This is a genomic window from Psychroflexus sediminis (genome assembly GCF_900099815.1).
GTDB lineage: Bacteria > Bacteroidota > Bacteroidia > Flavobacteriales > Flavobacteriaceae > Psychroflexus > Psychroflexus sediminis.
Genome location: NZ_FNCW01000003.1, coordinates 12,902 through 29,510, shown reverse-complemented (window position 1 = coordinate 29,510; position 16,609 = coordinate 12,902). Strand labels below are relative to the sequence as shown.

General features: G+C 39.1%; 16 protein-coding genes. 5 read left to right on the top strand and 11 right to left on the bottom strand.

Annotated features, from left to right (window positions below; genetic code table 11):
- The first annotated feature begins 121 nt into the window (after positions 1-121).
- The gene (locus BLP81_RS03055) at positions 122-1,831 is read left to right on the top strand and encodes a sodium:solute symporter family protein (RefSeq protein ID WP_093365546.1); all 1,710 of its coding nucleotides are present in this window, start codon (positions 122-124) and stop codon (positions 1,829-1,831) included.
- A 12-nt stretch (positions 1,832-1,843) separates the two neighbouring features.
- Here the strand turns inward: BLP81_RS03055 and BLP81_RS03050 are convergent, their stop codons facing one another.
- Positions 1,844-2,686: a DUF2911 domain-containing protein gene (locus BLP81_RS03050; RefSeq protein ID WP_093366138.1), complete on the bottom strand. Its 843-nt coding sequence runs from the start codon at positions 2,684-2,686 to the stop codon at positions 1,844-1,846.
- 133 nt (positions 2,687-2,819) lie between these two features.
- On the opposite strand from BLP81_RS03050, the gene kdsA reads away from it, so the two are divergent.
- A complete protein-coding gene (gene kdsA, locus BLP81_RS03045) occupies positions 2,820-3,638 on the top strand; it encodes a 3-deoxy-8-phosphooctulonate synthase (RefSeq protein WP_093365544.1) in 819 nt (272 codons plus the stop codon).
- On the opposite strand, the gene xseB is transcribed toward kdsA, so the two are convergent.
- The 4 genes from xseB to BLP81_RS03025 are packed head-to-tail and all read right to left on the bottom strand — an operon-like array spanning position 3,635 to position 6,966.
- On the bottom strand, positions 3,635-3,853 hold the full coding sequence (xseB, locus tag BLP81_RS03040) for an exodeoxyribonuclease VII small subunit (RefSeq protein ID WP_093365542.1): 219 nt from the start codon (positions 3,851-3,853) through the stop codon (positions 3,635-3,637). The genes kdsA and xseB overlap by 4 nt on opposite strands.
- Positions 3,840-5,240, bottom strand: coding sequence for an exodeoxyribonuclease VII large subunit (gene xseA / locus BLP81_RS03035; RefSeq protein ID WP_093365540.1), 1,401 nt, complete (start codon positions 5,238-5,240; stop codon positions 3,840-3,842). The genes xseB and xseA overlap by 14 nt, the downstream gene beginning before the upstream one ends.
- 9 nt (positions 5,241-5,249) lie before the next feature.
- On the bottom strand, positions 5,250-5,771 hold the full coding sequence (locus tag BLP81_RS03030; protein WP_093365538.1) for a DinB family protein: 522 nt from the start codon (positions 5,769-5,771) through the stop codon (positions 5,250-5,252).
- Between the two features lies 1 nt (position 5,772).
- Positions 5,773-6,966: a proline dehydrogenase family protein gene (locus tag BLP81_RS03025; protein WP_093365536.1), complete on the bottom strand. Its 1,194-nt coding sequence runs from the start codon at positions 6,964-6,966 to the stop codon at positions 5,773-5,775.
- A gap of 93 nt (positions 6,967-7,059) precedes the next feature.
- Here BLP81_RS03025 and aroB point away from each other — a divergent pair, with 93 nt between their 5' ends.
- A complete protein-coding gene (aroB, locus tag BLP81_RS03020; RefSeq protein ID WP_093365534.1) occupies positions 7,060-8,136 on the top strand; it encodes a 3-dehydroquinate synthase in 1,077 nt (358 codons plus the stop codon).
- Between the two features lie 15 nt (positions 8,137-8,151).
- Here aroB and trxB read toward each other — a convergent pair whose 3' ends face one another.
- Complete coding sequence (trxB, locus tag BLP81_RS03015; protein WP_093365532.1) at positions 8,152-9,135, bottom strand: thioredoxin-disulfide reductase; 984 nt, start codon at positions 9,133-9,135, stop codon at positions 8,152-8,154.
- 208 nt (positions 9,136-9,343) lie between these two features.
- On the opposite strand from trxB, the gene BLP81_RS03010 reads away from it, so the two are divergent.
- Both BLP81_RS03010 and BLP81_RS03005 read left to right on the top strand, forming a co-directional pair.
- The gene (locus tag BLP81_RS03010; RefSeq protein WP_093365531.1) at positions 9,344-10,246 is read left to right on the top strand and encodes a tryptophan 2,3-dioxygenase family protein; all 903 of its coding nucleotides are present in this window, start codon (positions 9,344-9,346) and stop codon (positions 10,244-10,246) included.
- Between the two features lie 19 nt (positions 10,247-10,265).
- A complete protein-coding gene (locus BLP81_RS03005) occupies positions 10,266-10,772 on the top strand; it encodes a hypothetical protein (RefSeq protein ID WP_093365529.1) in 507 nt (168 codons plus the stop codon).
- A gap of 85 nt (positions 10,773-10,857) precedes the next feature.
- Here the strand turns inward: BLP81_RS03005 and BLP81_RS03000 are convergent, their stop codons facing one another.
- The 5 genes from BLP81_RS03000 to BLP81_RS02980 all read right to left on the bottom strand — a co-directional run bounded on the left by BLP81_RS03000 (position 10,858) and on the right by BLP81_RS02980 (position 16,594).
- Positions 10,858-11,700 (bottom strand): CvfB family protein, encoded by an 843-nt coding sequence (locus BLP81_RS03000; protein ID WP_093365527.1) that lies wholly within the window; start codon positions 11,698-11,700, stop codon positions 10,858-10,860.
- Between the two features lie 52 nt (positions 11,701-11,752).
- Positions 11,753-13,510 carry a 2-succinyl-5-enolpyruvyl-6-hydroxy-3-cyclohexene-1-carboxylic-acid synthase gene (gene menD / locus BLP81_RS02995; RefSeq protein ID WP_093365525.1) on the bottom strand — a complete coding sequence of 586 codons (1,758 nt, stop codon included), beginning with the start codon at positions 13,508-13,510 and terminating at the stop codon, positions 11,753-11,755.
- A 51-nt stretch (positions 13,511-13,561) separates the two neighbouring features.
- Positions 13,562-14,662 (bottom strand): chorismate-binding protein, encoded by a 1,101-nt coding sequence (locus tag BLP81_RS02990; RefSeq protein ID WP_093365523.1) that lies wholly within the window; start codon positions 14,660-14,662, stop codon positions 13,562-13,564.
- Positions 14,662-15,081, bottom strand: a complete 420-nt coding sequence (locus BLP81_RS02985) for a PaaI family thioesterase (RefSeq protein ID WP_093365521.1) — start codon at positions 15,079-15,081, stop codon at positions 14,662-14,664. Before BLP81_RS02985 ends, BLP81_RS02990 begins: the two co-directional genes overlap by 1 nt.
- Before the next feature lie 487 nt (positions 15,082-15,568).
- On the bottom strand, positions 15,569-16,594 hold the full coding sequence (locus tag BLP81_RS02980; RefSeq protein ID WP_245686399.1) for a glycoside hydrolase family 113: 1,026 nt from the start codon (positions 16,592-16,594) through the stop codon (positions 15,569-15,571).
- Positions 16,595-16,609: the final 15 nt, after the last annotated feature.

Sequence of the window (16,609 nt, the reverse complement as noted above, 5' to 3'; positions counted from 1 at the left end):
GTCCGAAAAGCCTGAAAAATACGTCTGGAAATCTGCTTACACCTGGATACTCATTTGTAATGCGATTTATATTTTAGGCTTTTATATATTCATGAATTGGTTCCAAAACTAAAGCGAATTCATGGAGACGATAGACTTTATCATTCTTTTTGCCACACTTGCCTTTATCGTTATCTACGGCACCTTAAAGTCAAGAAAAAATGCCAATGTCAACGACTATATAAAAGGAGGAAACCAATCGCGCTGGTGGACCGTTGGTCTGTCCGTCATGGCTACCCAGGCAAGCGCCATAACCTTTTTATCTACACCTGGTCAGGCCTTTCACGATGGGATGGGATTCGTTCAGTTTTATTTTGGATTACCAATCGCCATCATCATTATCTGCCTGGTTTTTTTACCTATATATCACAGACTAAAGGTTTATACTGCTTACGAGTATCTGGAATCCCGCTTTGATTTAAAGACCAGAAGCCTGACTGCCGGTTTGTTTTTAATTCAGAGAAGTTTGGCAGCAGGTATTACCATTTATGCCCCATCCATTATCCTTTCTGCAGTTCTTGGCTGGAATTTATTTTATCTCAATATCCTTATCGGGATTTTAGTTATTATCTATACCGTCACGGGAGGTACAAAAGCGGTGAACGTAACTCAGAAACAGCAAATGGCTGTAATATTTTTGGGCTTAATCACCACTTTTGTTTTGATTTTTTCCTTCCTGCCTGACGATATCACTTTCAATAAAGCCATGAAAATAGCGGGAGCCAATGACAAACTGAATGTTTTAGATTTCTCATTCAGCTTTGATAACCGCTACACCTTTTGGAGTGGAATTATAGGCGGTAGTTTTTTGGCATTGTCTTATTTCGGAACAGATCAAAGTCAGGTACAACGCTATCTGTCAGGTAAAAGCTTAAAAGAGAGTCAGATGGGCTTGATTTTCAATGCCATTCTAAAGGTGCCTTTACAGTTTTTTATTTTGCTCATAGGTGTTATGGTGTTTGTGTTTTATCAATTCAACTACTCTCCTATCAATTTTAATCCTGCAGCTAAAGAGGCGGTATTAGAATCTCCTTACAGTTCTGAGTTTAAAGTTTTGGAAGATCGGCTCAAAACTATCCAGGATAAGAAACAGGTGTTGGCCAATCAATTTGCGGAGGAAGTTTCAGATTCAAATGAGCCTGAGGTCTTAAAACAAAAACTGGCTCAGCTCAATTCCACAGAATTCGAGTTAAGAGAAGAGGCTAAAGGTATTATTGCCATGGTGGATGAAAAGATCGAAACCAATGATAAAGACTATGTTTTTATTCATTTCATCCTCAACAATTTACCCAAAGGTTTAGTGGGATTATTACTAGCCGTCATTCTATCCGCAGCCATGTCGTCTACGGCTTCAGAACTCAATGCCCTGGCTTCCACCACCACCATAGATCTTTATAAAAGGAACAAAAAAGGATCTGTAAGTGAAAAACATTATGTCAATTCTACAAAGTTATTCACTTTAGGCTGGGGAATATTTGCAATTATATTTGCCTGTACAGCCAACTTATTTGATAACCTGATTCAGCTGGTCAACATCATTGGCTCTATATTTTATGGTAATGTATTAGGCATTTTCCTACTTGCCTTTTTTATAACTTTTGTAAAAAGTCGGGCGGTGTTTATAGCAGCTATTCTCACGCAAATTATAGTTATTATCGGCTATTCTGAAGACTGGATGCCTTACTTGTGGCTCAATTTATTTGGTTGTGCTCTCGTGATCGGCATAGCGATTCTGATACAATTTTTCACAAAAAAAACCGACTCCGCAGAGGGAGCCGGTTTAGAAAAGTAAATGTTCTTCAAGCTACATAGACTTCCATTCCTTTAGGGAATCTTCATTCATTTTGACGTAATCTGCATTTCCTGCTTTTTTTGCTGCTGCTAAAGAGGCTTCGGCAGTCTCAATAGCTTTGTCTTTTTTACCATTGGCAGCATAAATCAAAGATTGCTGTCTTAACATCCAATAAGGCTTATTTTCAGACATTGCCATTGCTTTTTCCATCCACTCTTCAGCTTTATCAAGGTCTTTACCCGCACTCAGGTAGTAGACTGCAGAACTGTAATAATCTGTGGCCGTAGGTCCAGTCATCACAGTATTAATATTTTCCATGACCAAAACATCGGTTGGAAATTCAATAGGTACTTCTACCATTGCGTTTGCCCACGCCATTTTTAGATGAGCTTTATCTAAGTTGATATTATCAAAGCCAATCGTGAAAGTTTCCACATAGTGATTTAATTCCTTTACGGGAACATTCGCCATGGCAGCGACATCCTCTTCATTCCAAAGTTTTGGTAAACCCCAGTTCTGTGTTTCTTCATAGAAAAAAACATCCCAGCTTTCTTTATTGGGAATAGTGTAAATCGCATAACTACCAGCTGAAAGCAGTTGTCCGCCTACTTCCACATCATCAGAAAAGGTGATGATAGTGTTTTCATTGGCTCCTGTTCTCCAGAGTTTATCATAAGGAACTAAATCTCCAAAAATAGTTCTTCCGTTTGCAGAGGGTCTTGAGTAAGCCACACTTGTTTCAGAAAGTCCTACGACTTGTGTTAGTGTGGAATTAGGGCTAGGCTGCGGAGTTTGTACCTGTGCATAAGTAAAAACTGTGGTTGCTAAAGCCAGTGCAGTTAAAATTGTTTTCATATTGATATCGATTTTAATTTTTTTTTGTTTAAAACTTAAAGGTAAGGAAATTAGCATTTGAAAATTCTCTTATCTTAAAAAATACGTCTAGAATAAGCTCTTTGAAATCCTTATCTTTGAAAAAAATTTCGAAATGGATTTAAAACGTATTCCAAAACTTAAACATACAGATTCTACCAATTTCTTTCTCCTGGCTGGTCCCTGTGCCATTGAAGGTGAAGAGATGGCTTTAAAGATTGCAGAGCGCATTGTAAAAATCACAGATAAGCTCGAAATTCCTTTCGTGTTTAAAGGCTCCTTCAAAAAAGCTAACCGAAGTAGAATTGATAGTTTTACAGGAATAGGTGATGAAAAAGCATTGAAAATACTTAAGAAAGTGAGTGATACTTTCGACCTGCCAACGGTTACAGATATTCATCAGGAAAGCGATGCTGCTTTGGCTGCTGCGTATGTGGATGTGCTTCAAATCCCGGCGTTCCTTGTAAGACAAACCGATTTACTCGTGGCTGCGGCTGAAACAGGAAAGGTGGTCAATCTTAAAAAAGGACAGTTTATGAGTCCGGAGAGCATGCAGCATGCCGCTCAAAAGATAAAAGATTCCGGCAATGACAAGGTGATGATCACAGACCGTGGAACCATGTTTGGATACCAGGATTTGGTTGTGGATTTCAGAGGTATTCCTACGATGAGACGTTTTGCGTCTACTGTGCTCGATGTAACGCATTCTTTACAACAACCCAACCAGTCTTCTGGTGTAACAGGTGGTCGACCAGAAATGATAGAAACTATTGCCAGAGCCGGCATTGTAAATAATGTAGATGGATTGTTTATAGAAACTCACTTCAATCCGAGAGAGGCTAAAAGCGATGCCGCTAATATGCTGGATCTGGAATTGCTGGAGGGGCTTTTAACCCGCTTAGTGAGCATCAGAAAAACCATCAACCAGTTTTAAGATTCCTTGTCTTCGGTTAGGTCTACCATATCATCTAAAGCGGAGTTGACCTCAACTTCGGTTTTGGTGAGTATGGTTTTACAATATTTGATGAGTTCTGAAGCACGCTTCACCTTTTTGGTGAGTTCATCTACAGAAACCGAATCGTTTTCTATGTCAGACACGATGGTTTTGAGCTCTTGCAGGGCACTTTCGTAGCTTTCAGTTTTTTTCATGGGGTTCAATTTTGATAACGTCACTTTCAGCATATCCGTCGCTAAACATCGTCTTGAGGCGATCTCCAGGCTTAAGTTCTGTCGAAGATTTTATAATTTTATCGTTGACCAAATTCAATGTATAGCCGCGACTGAGTAAACGCTCTGGCGATAACAGACTGAGAGTGGATGATAAATACGTGAGCTGTTGTTGTTGATTTTCAATTTTGCTTTTGCTTTCTTTTTGCAAGGTTTTGGATAACTGAAACAAATCTTTCTTCTGGTTTTGAAATTGCTGTTGCGTTAACCATCCCAGACGGTAACCGGAGTTTTTTAAATTGTCAAATCTAGTTCTTATTAAAGAGGGCATGGTGGACTTTATACGTTGCCGCTGTTCTTTCAGCTGATAATTGTGATTTTGAAGCAGAACATTGACCTGGGTTTTGAAATCATGATGACTAAGTTTCAGGTTTTGCTGCTCTTCTTTTAATTTAAATTTTACGGAACCTGTGAATTTTGAATGCAAATTTTGAAGTTCTTCCCACCGTTCCTGAAAAATACTGATAAAGAAGTAAGCCACATCGGTTGGCGTGATTTTATTGGCAAAAGTGACCATTTCTACTAAAGTTTCGTTGGTAGAATGTCCAATTCCTGAAATAACAGGCAAGGGAAACCGTGCCACCTTGGAAGCGAGTGCAAAGCTATCGTAACAACTCAGACCAACGTCTCCTCCTCCCCCTCTTATGATGCTAACAAGGTCGAATTCCTGTTTCCTGTTTTTAATATTTTCCAAAGCTTCTGCTATGGACGTTATGGCTTTATCGCCCTGCAGCAAAGCAGGAAATAACTCTATCTTGAAATTGAATCGAGAATGACTTTTGGAAATGATATTCATAAAATCCTGGTAGCCTTTGCTGGTGTTGACGGAAATAACGGCAATGCGCTGAGGAATCTTAGGAAAATTAAGAGCTCTATTCAAATTGAAAATGCCCTCTGCCTTCAGGCGTTTCAGGCTTTCCAATTTTTCTTTGGCCATCTCACCAAGCGTAAAGCCGGCATCGATGTCTAGGATATTTAAAGAAAATCCGTAGCTGGGATGGTAATTGACTTTGGCCAGTAACAGGACTGTCATGCCTTCAGAAATAGGTTTTTTGGTGGTCTCTTCAAATTGTCTTGAAATCGTTTTAAAGGTGTCCGACCAAATGGTAGCTCGCATTTGGGCTAAGACCTGACCGTTTTGCTTTTCAACAAGGTCGGGATAACAATGACCGCTTTTGGTATACGCATTGAGTTTTGCTATTTCAGTTTTGATCCAGTACGGCTTGTTGTAATGCGTGGAAATCATCCTTTGTAAACTCCTGCCGATATCCAAAAGTGTAAATACAGAAGTGGTCTTGTTGGATGGCATTTTTAATTTTTAAAGATAACGCTCTTTGATGATATGGATGTGGTGTTTTTGATGTCCACAAACAATAAAGGGAATCACTCTTACAGAAAACGGACCACCACTCGCTACGCCTACATTGAGTAAAACTCGCTCATCAAAACTTTTGTAAAGATGAATACTGGATTGTCTTACCACTTTGTATTCTTCCAGCATATCCTCAACAGAGCGCTTGTTGGAAAAGCAGTGTTCCGCATAATAATTCTCATCGTAACCAGGCAATTCTGTAAAATCTTCCCTTGCAAACCTCAGTGCCCGATTCATAAAAATACGCTCGGTGTCTATGAGGTGCTGCAGAATCTGCCTGGGTGTCCATTTCCCGGGAGCGTAGCGAAAATTAAGCTTTTCTTCAGGAATAGATTTAAAAAATTCAATCAGTTCTTCTTGTTGATTGAGAGCTTCAGAAAGTTCGGTATCGGGGGAAACCCTGTCAAGATATAACTCATAATAAGACTTGAATTCTCTTGCTAAAATATCTGCTTTTTTTGGATCCATATTACTCAACACGTTTTACAAACTGTCCATCTCTTCTTTGCTTTTCTTCCCTCAATAAGGATAATTCCCGTCCTGTCTGGCCTTGCACCGAAGAGTTTTCCTGAGCTCTTCTGATCAAATAAGGAATAACATCTTTGATAGGACCAAAAGGTAAAAGTTTGATGGCATTGGCGTTTATTCTACCTAAGTTAAAACTGATATGATCACTCATGCCGTAGAGTTGACCGAACCATATTCTATCGTCGGACAAATAGATTTCTTTTTGACTCATAAGTTGTAAAGCCATATAGGTGCTAACCTCATTGTGAGTTCCAATGAATTGTGAAATGTCATCAATATTGTCAATGATATAACACATAACGGCGTTGAAATTCACATCTGTAGCTTCTTTATCTTCACAAATAGGGGTGGGATAGCCATGTTTTTTTGCTCTTTTATTCTCCTTTTCCATGTAGGCTCCGCGAACAGTTTTGAACCCGAGTTTAAATCCCTCCTTTTTGGCTCTTTCATGAATCGCTTTTACATAGGATAATCTATCCCAGCGATAGCACTGCAAGGTATTGAATATGATAGCCTTTTTCTTATTGAATTTTCTCATCATCTCTTCAACAAAATTGTCAGCAGCATCCTGCATCCAGGTCTCCTCAGCATCTATAAGAAGTTTGGTATCGTAATCATAAGCGGCCTGACAAACCCTTTCGAATCTGGCCTTGATATTATTCCATTCAGCCTGCTCCTCATCGTTCAAAATATCATTTGCAGTCACCTTTTCCCAAATTTCGAAGCGTCCAAGACCTGTAGGCTTAGCTACAGCAAAAGGGATTTCTTCGGTCTTCGAAGCGTATTTTATGATCTCAATTTTAGTTTCTGCAGCCTTATCAAAATCTTCTTCATTTTCTTTGCCTTCCACAGAATAATCTAAAACGCTGTAAACGTTTTCTTTTCGCATTTCTTTTACGAGAGGCATGCAATCATCCTGGCTTACTCCACCGCAAAATTGTTCGAAAATGGTAGCCTTTACAATGGGTTCTATAGGTAGTTTCAATTTCAGAGCTACATTTGTAGCCGTAGTTGAAACTGGAACAAAATAAGGGATATTCATCATCGAAAAAAGAAATAAAGATCGTTTGAGATCTTCATCGGATTTCAAAACAAAAGCATGTTTTGTATTATTAAATATTTTAGTATCGATCATAGTTTAAAATTGTATTCAAATATAACTATTGATGTCTTACTTTAGCTTTTGATTACTTGCAATTACATTAATCTTAACACAAGCATTTTAGAGATGAACAGCATAGAATTGAAGACCTATAAAATCGTATTTCAAGAAGAAGCTTACAAAGAACTCAATCTGTTGATTAAAGAGTATTCTTATTCTTCTGTTTATATTTTAGTAGACTCCAATACACAGGAATTTTGTTCTGGATTTCTTTCAGAAAAAATTGAAGCCGATGTCAAAATAGAATGGATAGAAATTGAGCCAGGAGAAGAACATAAAAGCATTTCAACCTGTAATGAAATCTGGAAAACCTTATCCGAAACCGGGGCCGACAGAAAATCACTGCTTATAAGTCTTGGCGGTGGAATTGTAACCGATATTGGAGGTTACTCAGCTTCATGCTTTAAGCGGGGAATTGACTTCGTCCACGTTCCCACTACTCTTTTAGGAATGGTCGATGCAGCGATTGGCGGTAAAAATGGCGTGAATTTAGATAGTCTGAAAAATCAAATCGGTGTGATAAAACCCCCTAAACTAGTTTTAATAGATGTGGGTTACCTGTCCACCTTACCTCCTGAAGAAATGAGAAGCGGACTGGCGGAGATGCTGAAGCACGGACTCATCGCCAACGCTGAGGACTTCTTTGCTTTTGAAGATTTATCTCAATTTCAAGTCGATAAGTTACCGGAATTGATTCGGGATTCTATTCAGATCAAGACGAAAATTGCGGAAGAGGATCCATTTGAAGACGGGCTAAGAATGGCACTAAACTTTGGCCATACCCTGGGACACGCTATAGAATCTTATCATATGGGATCTTCCTCCAAAACCAAATTACTGCACGGCGAAGCTGTAGCTATCGGAATGATCCTGGCTCTGAAGCTTTCTGTGGAAGTCCTTAAGTTTGATCAGAAAACCTGCGATGAGGCAAGCCGGATAATCAGCACTTATTTCAAACCTGTTGAATTTTCAAAAAAGGATATTTCGAATCTAAAAACCTATCTGAAACACGACAAAAAGAATTCTGCAGGAAATATTAATTTTGTGCTTTTAGAAGACATCGGACGGCCTAAAATCAATTGCAAAGTGAGCGATGAGCAAATAAAAAAGGCTTTTGCGTATTACAAAAGCCTTAGTAAATAATTTTGATGCTTTAAATCAGTTTAACACAGCCTGAGGTTCAGAGCGTTCGGTTGACTCAAAACTTGCCAAGTAGCGCTCAGCGTCCAAAGCTGACATACATCCCGTTCCTGCGGCGGTAATCGCCTGACGATAGACTTTATCCTGAGAGTCTCCACACGCAAAAACACCTGGACAATTGGTATTGGTCGTTTTGGGTTTGGTGATGATATACCCTACCTCATCCATATCCAGATAAGGCTTGAATACATCTGTATTAGGCTTGTGTCCAATAGCTATAAATAAACCGGTAATCTTGATTTCATCTTTTTTTCCGGTTTTATTGTTCACTATTCTTAAACCTTCTACCACCTGATCTCCTAAAACTTCATCCACTTCAGAATGGTAACGCAAATCTATATTTCGAGTGTTTTCCACTCGATGCTGCATGGCTTTGGAGGCCTTCATCTCTCCTTTTCTCACCAGCATAGTCACTTTGGTACAAATATTAGCCAGGTAGGTAGCTTCCTCACAGGCGGTATCTCCACCACCAACTATAGCCACATCCTGTCCTTTATAGAAAAACCCATCGCATACCGCACAGGCAGAAACGCCTCCGCCTCTTAATTTTTGCTCACTGGGTAAGCCCAGGTATTTCGCAGAAGCCCCTGTAGAAATGATGACTGTTCTTGCTTCTACCCAGGTTTTATTATCGATTTGTGCTTTGTGAATGCCGCCGACCTGATCTGAAAATTCAACTTTAGTGACCATGCCAATTCTAACATCCGTGCCAAAACGCTCTGCCTGCTGCTGAAGCTCAACCATCATTTTGGGTCCGTCAATTCCTTCTGGATAACCAGGAAAATTATCTACCTCTGTAGTGGTGGTTAGTTGTCCGCCAGGTTCCATTCCTGTATAGACTACAGGTTTCATATCTGCTCTCGCAGCATAAATAGCCGCTGTATATCCAGCAGGACCTGAACCTATAATAAGGCATTTTATACGTTCGATATTTTCTGACATAATTTTCAAATTTTACACAAAGGTAGTAAGTTTTTAGGTTTTCAGTCAGTGATTAAATTCCTTATTAACATATCGCTATAACTTCTCCTTATAAAGGAATTGAATTTAATTCTGAAGGGAATAAAAGTTGGAAGTCCAGCTTTCATTAAAGCTTGATATGTATAGCTAATTTAACTTATTTTGATAAATTTGAATCAAATTACACCTCATGGATAAGGAGCTTTTACATCAACTTGAAAAGAAATATGAAGCTCTGGGAGAAAATCCTGAAAGCTACCTCAAAGGACTCCTTTACGCCAAACCTCTTAGCTACTGGGACTATATTGAAGTGGATACGCTCCTGACTTTACAAAAGCCAAAAACCCATTTTAAAGATGAAACTGTCTTTATCATATATCATCAAATCACAGAGCTAACTTTAAAGCTCATGATTCATGAAGTAGAGCAGCTTGTAGCGCTGAGCGATTTCAACTCAGAAAAGGTTTTTACAGAAAAACTAAGGCGACTGATACGCTATACCGATATGCTCATTACTTCTTTTGAAGTGATGACAGAAGGTTTGGATTATGGGGATTACAATAAGTTTAGAATGTCCTTAACCCCTGCCAGCGGTTTCCAAAGCGCCCAATTTCGATACCTGGAATTGATGAGTACTCCTGTCCTTAATCTGGTAAACAAAGAAGGTCAAAAAAGACTTTCTGAAGAGCCAAGTCTTGATGAAATTTTTGACAACATCTACTGGAGAGATGCAGGCTATAACAGAAAAACAGGCAAGACCTCTTATACCTTAAATGCTTTTGAAAAAAAATACCTGCAAAGCTTCAAAGATCTCACGACCACAACTCAAGGACATACGCTTTGGGAACAATTTCAAAAATTTGAAAAGCCTTCCGATAATTTGATTTTCAGAATGAAAGACTTTGACCATCAATACAATGTAAAGTGGCCTCAAACCCATCTTAAAACCGCCGAAAAATACCTGGAAGACAAAGGAAAAGCTAAAGAAGCAACGGGAGGATCTCCATGGAAAAAATACTTACATCCCAAATACCAGCAACGCAGTTTCTTTCCGAATTTATGGAAAAATCAGGAAATTCTAGAATGGGTATAATATTTGCTACTTTTGAATTATGAAATTATCTCGCTACCTTATCATTTTAATTCTTACACTCAGTAGTCATCTAGTGAAAGCACAAACCGATTTTAACTGGTTTGAGGCCAGACCTATGCCGTCTTTAAGTTTCAATGCAGATCCTTTTAGCACCACGTCGCTGGGCAGAGAATTCAACCTTCCGGAAGTTGATATTTTTAAAGATAGATTCGCGGAGCGACCAGAAATCAACATGGTAGAAGCGGCCAACCGAAAGGCTTATAGAGCAGAACAGCTGCAAGAACAAAAATTTTCTTTTGTAGAACGACAGTCCGCCTTGTTCAGTAAGTTCAAACCTAAGTTTGACAATTCATCATCCTCACCCTACGCCCCATCCTATCATCAACAGCCTATCTATTCTGACCTTAACAGAATAAAGAATTCAGCCTATGAAGATTTGGGTGATAAGTTCAACAGAATATCTCCGTTTTATCAGCTCTCCCCTTACAGAAGAAGCTCAAGACCCGTATTCTATATCAGCAGATAATTTTTTTTAAAGTCATCATCAAACCTCAAATTGACTTAAAATACAGGATAATGGATCTGATGAAGTTTTATTAAACCTAAAAATTCTATTCTTTATTTAAAAAAATACCTACACCATTTTCAATGGTGATTTGACGTTCTTTATAGAGGGTTCCTATTGCTTTTTTGAAAGCTTTTTTACTTAAGTGAACGGTATTGTAAATCAATTCTGGTTTCGATTTATCGTGAAGCGGTAAAAAGCCTTCTTCAGTAGCTTCCAGAATTTCCATGACTTTATTGGCATTGGGTTCTATCCCTCTGTAGCCAGGACGCTGTAAAGAAACATCGATCTTGTTGTCTGTCCGTATTTTTTTTACGATTCCTTTTAAGCGATCCCCGGTTTTTAAATCCTGAAAAACTTCGTCTTTATAGAGCAGTCCAATATGGATTTCATTGATAATCACATTGTAGCCCATTTCGGTGGCATTGGTTACAATCAGATCGACCTCATCAAAATGCTCTACGGTTAAAATAGTGTTGTCTACAAATTTATTGACCCGGCTCGAAGCCACCAGTCGGTTGGTTTGTTCATCCAGATAGCAAAAAATAAGATACTGCTCGCCTTTAATCATTTTATAAGCCTGTTCCATATGCGGAACAAACAGATGTTTCTCCAGGCCCCAATCCAAAAATGCCCCAAAATCGTTGCTATCCACACAGGTCAGGTAAGCAAATTCATCCAGCATCACCTTCGGCTCCAAATTTGTAGCCACAGGACGCTCGTCGAAATCGAGATATACAAATACCTCAAGTTCGTCTCCAATGTCAAACTGACTGGGTTTGTATTTGTTGGGAAGAAGAACCTCTTCACCGGCTTCATTTGTTAAAAACAATCCGGGGGGGGTATCCCTGTCTATGGTTAAGGTATGCTTTACGCCTAAGTCTAACATTCAAAAATTTATTTAGACCACAAAAGTAATGAATTTTAAAATTGCATCTGCTTTAGTTTGGATTAGACTCTGCCGATCTTGGTTTGAGAACCGATTGAAAATCGATATGAGTTTTTAAATAGTCAAAATAAGTCAGAAGCACTTTATCATTTTCGAGCCTGGGTGTGAAGATTTCGATGAGCTGTGGGCATCCATTTCGCTCAAAAAATAAAGGCAATTCTTTATCCACTTGCTTTAAGCTACGGGCTTCGGTGTATTGGATTTGGTACATATCACACAAATGCTTAGCATGGAGCTCATGCGTCGTTTCGAAATAATTGGCGAAATACTCTTCTTCTTTATTCCCTGGAAGAATCCTAAAAATCCCACCACCTGCGTTATTGAGAAGTATGATTTTAAAGGACTTGGGAATATACTTATTCCAGAGTGCATTGGAGTCGTAAAAGAAACTCAGGTCTCCTGTCACCAGCGTAGTGGGTTCCTGGCTGGCCACCGCATAACCAATAGCAGTAGAGGTGCTTCCATCAATTCCGCTTGTACCTCGATTGGCAAAGGCTTTAATTTCTCTCCTGGAATCAAACAAATTCGCGTAACGAATGCTGGAACTATTAGCAAAATGAACCGTTTCATCTTGCGGTAGATTTTCAAATAAACTATAATAAAACGCAAAATCAGAAAATCCGATTTCACTCTTATATGAGGTTCTGTATTCTAAGGTTTTTAATCTGACCGCATTCCAGCTTTCGAAATAGGTAGAATCAGGTTTTCTCAATGAACTGTTCACCCTTTCAAAAAAAGAGCTGACCGTCGTTTCAAAATGTTTAGATAAACAAAAAAAAGTGTCGTTGGCTTCTCTGGGATCGATATGAAAATGCTTCTGAGGCTGAAATTCCCTCAGGAATTTTTTCACCTTCTTGGATACAATGAGACCACCAAAGGTGATCAAAACCTCTGGCTGCAATGCTTCACATAATTCCGCGGTATTTTCTTCCAACTCTATAGGAGCCAAAATGGAATCGATGTTGGTGAAAAAATTCGGGTGAGAAATATTGGAAGTGATCTCTGTCATCACGATGACCGAGGGATCTTCAGAAAGTAATTTTAAAACCTCTTCATCGATTTCTTCATCAAGGTTCACCCCTACCAAAACCAGCTTTTTTGCTGATGAATTCCAGGAGTGGATAAAATCTGAAGCATCAAGTTCACTGGGCTCAGGCTTTAAAGAATCGAGTGTAGGAACGTCGATGCTTAAGCTGTCGGTTTTGTGATAAAGCGGCTCGTCAAATGGGGCGTTGATGTGAACAGGCCCCTGATTCCATATCGCAGTTTGTAAAGCTTTATGGACTTCCTGAGTGTTAAACTCTAAAATCGACGCATCCTCAGACTGATGAGAATCTCCTTTAAGATTTGCGGAGTACAAAATATGATTGGTAAACACATGGGGCTGTCTTATCGTTTGACCGTCGCCAATATCAATCAAATGTGGTGGTCTATCGGCTGAAATCACAACCAAAGGCAGATTGCTGTAAAAAGCCTCAGAAACTGCCGGATAATAATTCAAAAGGGCGGAGCCAGACGTACATACCACAGCTACAGGCGCATTGAAACGCTGTGTCATCCCCAAAGCAAAAAAAGCTGCGCATCGCTCATCTACAATACTATAAGCCTTGATTTTAGGATGATTGGCGAGAGTAATTGTTAAGGGAGCATTCCTGGAACCAGGAGAAATTACTACATGTTCAATACCATTTTGCACACAGAGTTCGGCAATCATTTGAGCGGTTGGTATCGAAGAGTAAATCTGATTCATATCACAAAAATAAGCGGATGACTTTCTTTAGGTCCAAAGTTAATTGAATTCTTATAGCACTTTTAACATCGTCCTAGATTTATTCACGGTTTCGAGCCACTCGTCTTCAGGAACACTATCTTTTGTGATACCGCCACCCACATAAATATTTATGGTTCCATCCGCATAGCTTAGGCATCTCAAATTGACATACAAATTGGAGACCCTAACTACAGATTTGTAAGCCTGATTTTCCTGATTTTGGGTCCGACTGGATCTTTGGTTATGTTGTGGCATATTCAGTTCGCCAAAAAACCCTGTATAAAAATCCCTGTCGTAAGCTTCATTTACTTTTAAAAACTGATAGGCTTTTTCCTTTGGTAAACCACAAACTGCCGGAGTAGGATGCATTGCCTTGAGCACATCACCTAATTTTGAGCTAGCTAAAGTCGCCCTGATATCGGTCCTTAAATGTAATAGATCACCTGCTTTATCTGTCTGGCGTTCAGAAATCTGAAGATTTTCAGTGTGATTTTTTAAGGCATCCGTAATTTCATCGGTAACCATTTGCTGCTCGTCCAGCTCTTTTTCAGTCCAATCTCGATCTTCATCCGCGGGTTTAGTTCCTGCAAGAGCCATAGTTTTGAACTGTGTTCTGTATGTCTTAGCCAAAACTTCTGGTGATGCGCCTGCCCATAAACCAACTTTAGGATGGTACCATACGTAAGTAAAAGCTTCTGGATAGAACTGGGTCAATTTCAAAAATAATTCAGATGGATGCTGTAAATTATAGGCGGTAGAAATCTTTCTAGACACCACTATTTTTTTAAATCTTTCAGCATGGATTTGGTCAATCGCTTCCCAAAGTAACTTTAAGTAATTTTCCTTTTCTTCTGGATTTTCTTTTATACTGAATTTGCTTTTCGATTCCTTACCAAAATCGATAAGCTTAAATTTCAAAACCTCTGAAGAAGCTTCAGGAAATACGATGGTTTGGGATTCAATTTTAAAAGGTGAAAATATAAAACCAGCTTCGTCATAGTGCTGAAGGTAGCGCAATTGTGAATCTTTAGGAAAAAAACAATTGACTTCCCCGGCCTCAGGAAGATGGTAAGCTACAAATGGCATTTCTGAAGCCCAGGCGCCTTCGATATGTTGAATCAACTCCTGCATTAGCTAGCTTTAGGCAAAGCAATGGTCGTTAACTTTACGGCAGAAATTAGTCTGCCTTCACTATCTGTCAATTTTATATCCCACACTTGAGTCGTCCGCCCTTTATGAATGAATTTTGCAGTCGCAAACACATCGCCTTCACTCAAACTTCTCACGTGATTGGCAGAGATTTCCAATCCCCGGATCATATAATTCTGAGTATCTAAAAACACATAACAGGCTGCACTTCCCACACTTTCTGCCAGAGCTACCATTGCGCCACCATGCAATACGCCATCGGGCTGATGAACTTTAGGCGTGACAGGCATTTTAGCCACCAAGAAATCCACGCCGACATCTACATAAGAAATATTCAGAGTTTCCATCAGGGTGTTTTTAGTGTAAGCATTGCACTGCTCTAAGACTTTTTGTTTATTCATTGTTGCAGATTGAATTAACAAAATTACGAAAGCAAAGCTATTCGTACTATTTATCAGATGTATTTTAAAAGAGTTTTATGGAATTTATCGAAAACGAAGAAAAAGGAATCCAAAATAAAAAGAAAAAAGAGTCAAGATGAAATAAGAGAAAAAAGAACAAAACTTCTGTTTGCTGGTAAACCCGTAAAGTGAGAACCTCCTAAAATCGAAGCCTGGGAATATGCGTTCCCGGATAATGTATCGCATCAAACGCCTTATGGGTTTGAGTTTTCTTTACGACAGGGAAGTCTTTTTGCTTTGACGAGGAATCGTTTTACCTAAGGATAGTCTGAGATTTTTCAGTTGACCTATGCCTCTTTCGAGGTCTGGGCAGGCAGAGTAACACCAGCGTGATTAGCGATTTATGAGGAGTGGGTAGGTCGTAAAATAATATTATTCGGCGTTTCGTATTCGGTGTTCGAATAAAAAGAAAGATATTCACCGTTAGCTACTCAACAGGTCTACCGAAAAAAGACTTCAAATAAAGTTCAGAGGCTTTGCTTTGAACTGTAAACCGGTTTTGATGTCGCTTTGAATTCTTGTCGTAATTAGGGAACCATTTCCATAAAAATCCGCCTGCGAACCAGTCTTTATCCCATAAACTTTGATGCAGGCCTTTGAGTAAGTGAAGCTGTGCTCTTTCATTGCTTGGATTTGCATACCTGGAAGAATCCCATGGTTGCTTTCCAGCAAAATCAATACTTCTATACCCATATTCGGTAAAAAGAATTTTAGTATTGTAAGAGTTTGAAAAAGATTTTAATTTTTTTGTCAGGCCTTTCCAAGCTAAATTAACCTGGTCTAAACTTGGAGTTTTGGCTTCAGAAATCGGGAAGTAAGCGTCGATTCCAATAAAATCTAAACTATCCCAAAACCTTACACCTGTATATGTATCCCAGTTTTCTGCATAGGTCAGTTTCCCGGAATAAATGCTGCGTATTTCGTCGATGAGCTCACACCAGAACTCCGGTCTTCTACTAACAAACTCCTGCAGTTCTGTTCCTATACAAAAAAGGGAAACTTTATTTTGCTCAGCCAGTTTTGCAAAAGCCAAAATATAAGTCTTGTAATTTTGTTCAAATTGACTCCAATCCCCTTCAGAAATCATAAAAACATCTCCTGTAAAGGCTGCATTCCCGACCCAGACATGAGGTTTTATCATGAGTTTCAAGCCCTGAGATTTCAAGGTTTTTACATCTTCTGAGATGCCTTGAAGTGTCTCGCCAAACCATTGGTTATCGGTGTCAAAAATCAATTCAGGTTCGTTTGCGTCAGGCATAAAGGCATACGGCATGACGGCTACGTAGTTTGAACCTAAAGTCTTCAGATGCCTAGCGTGAACATCATCAATAGAATGTCTTGCAGCCACCATACTGATCCCGTTTATCTTTTCAGAAACCCTAGCCTGGGCAAATGCAAACATCAGATTGAGCAAAAGAAAAACTAAACACAGATAAAATCTCAATTTCTTCATGTGCAACGAAATTAA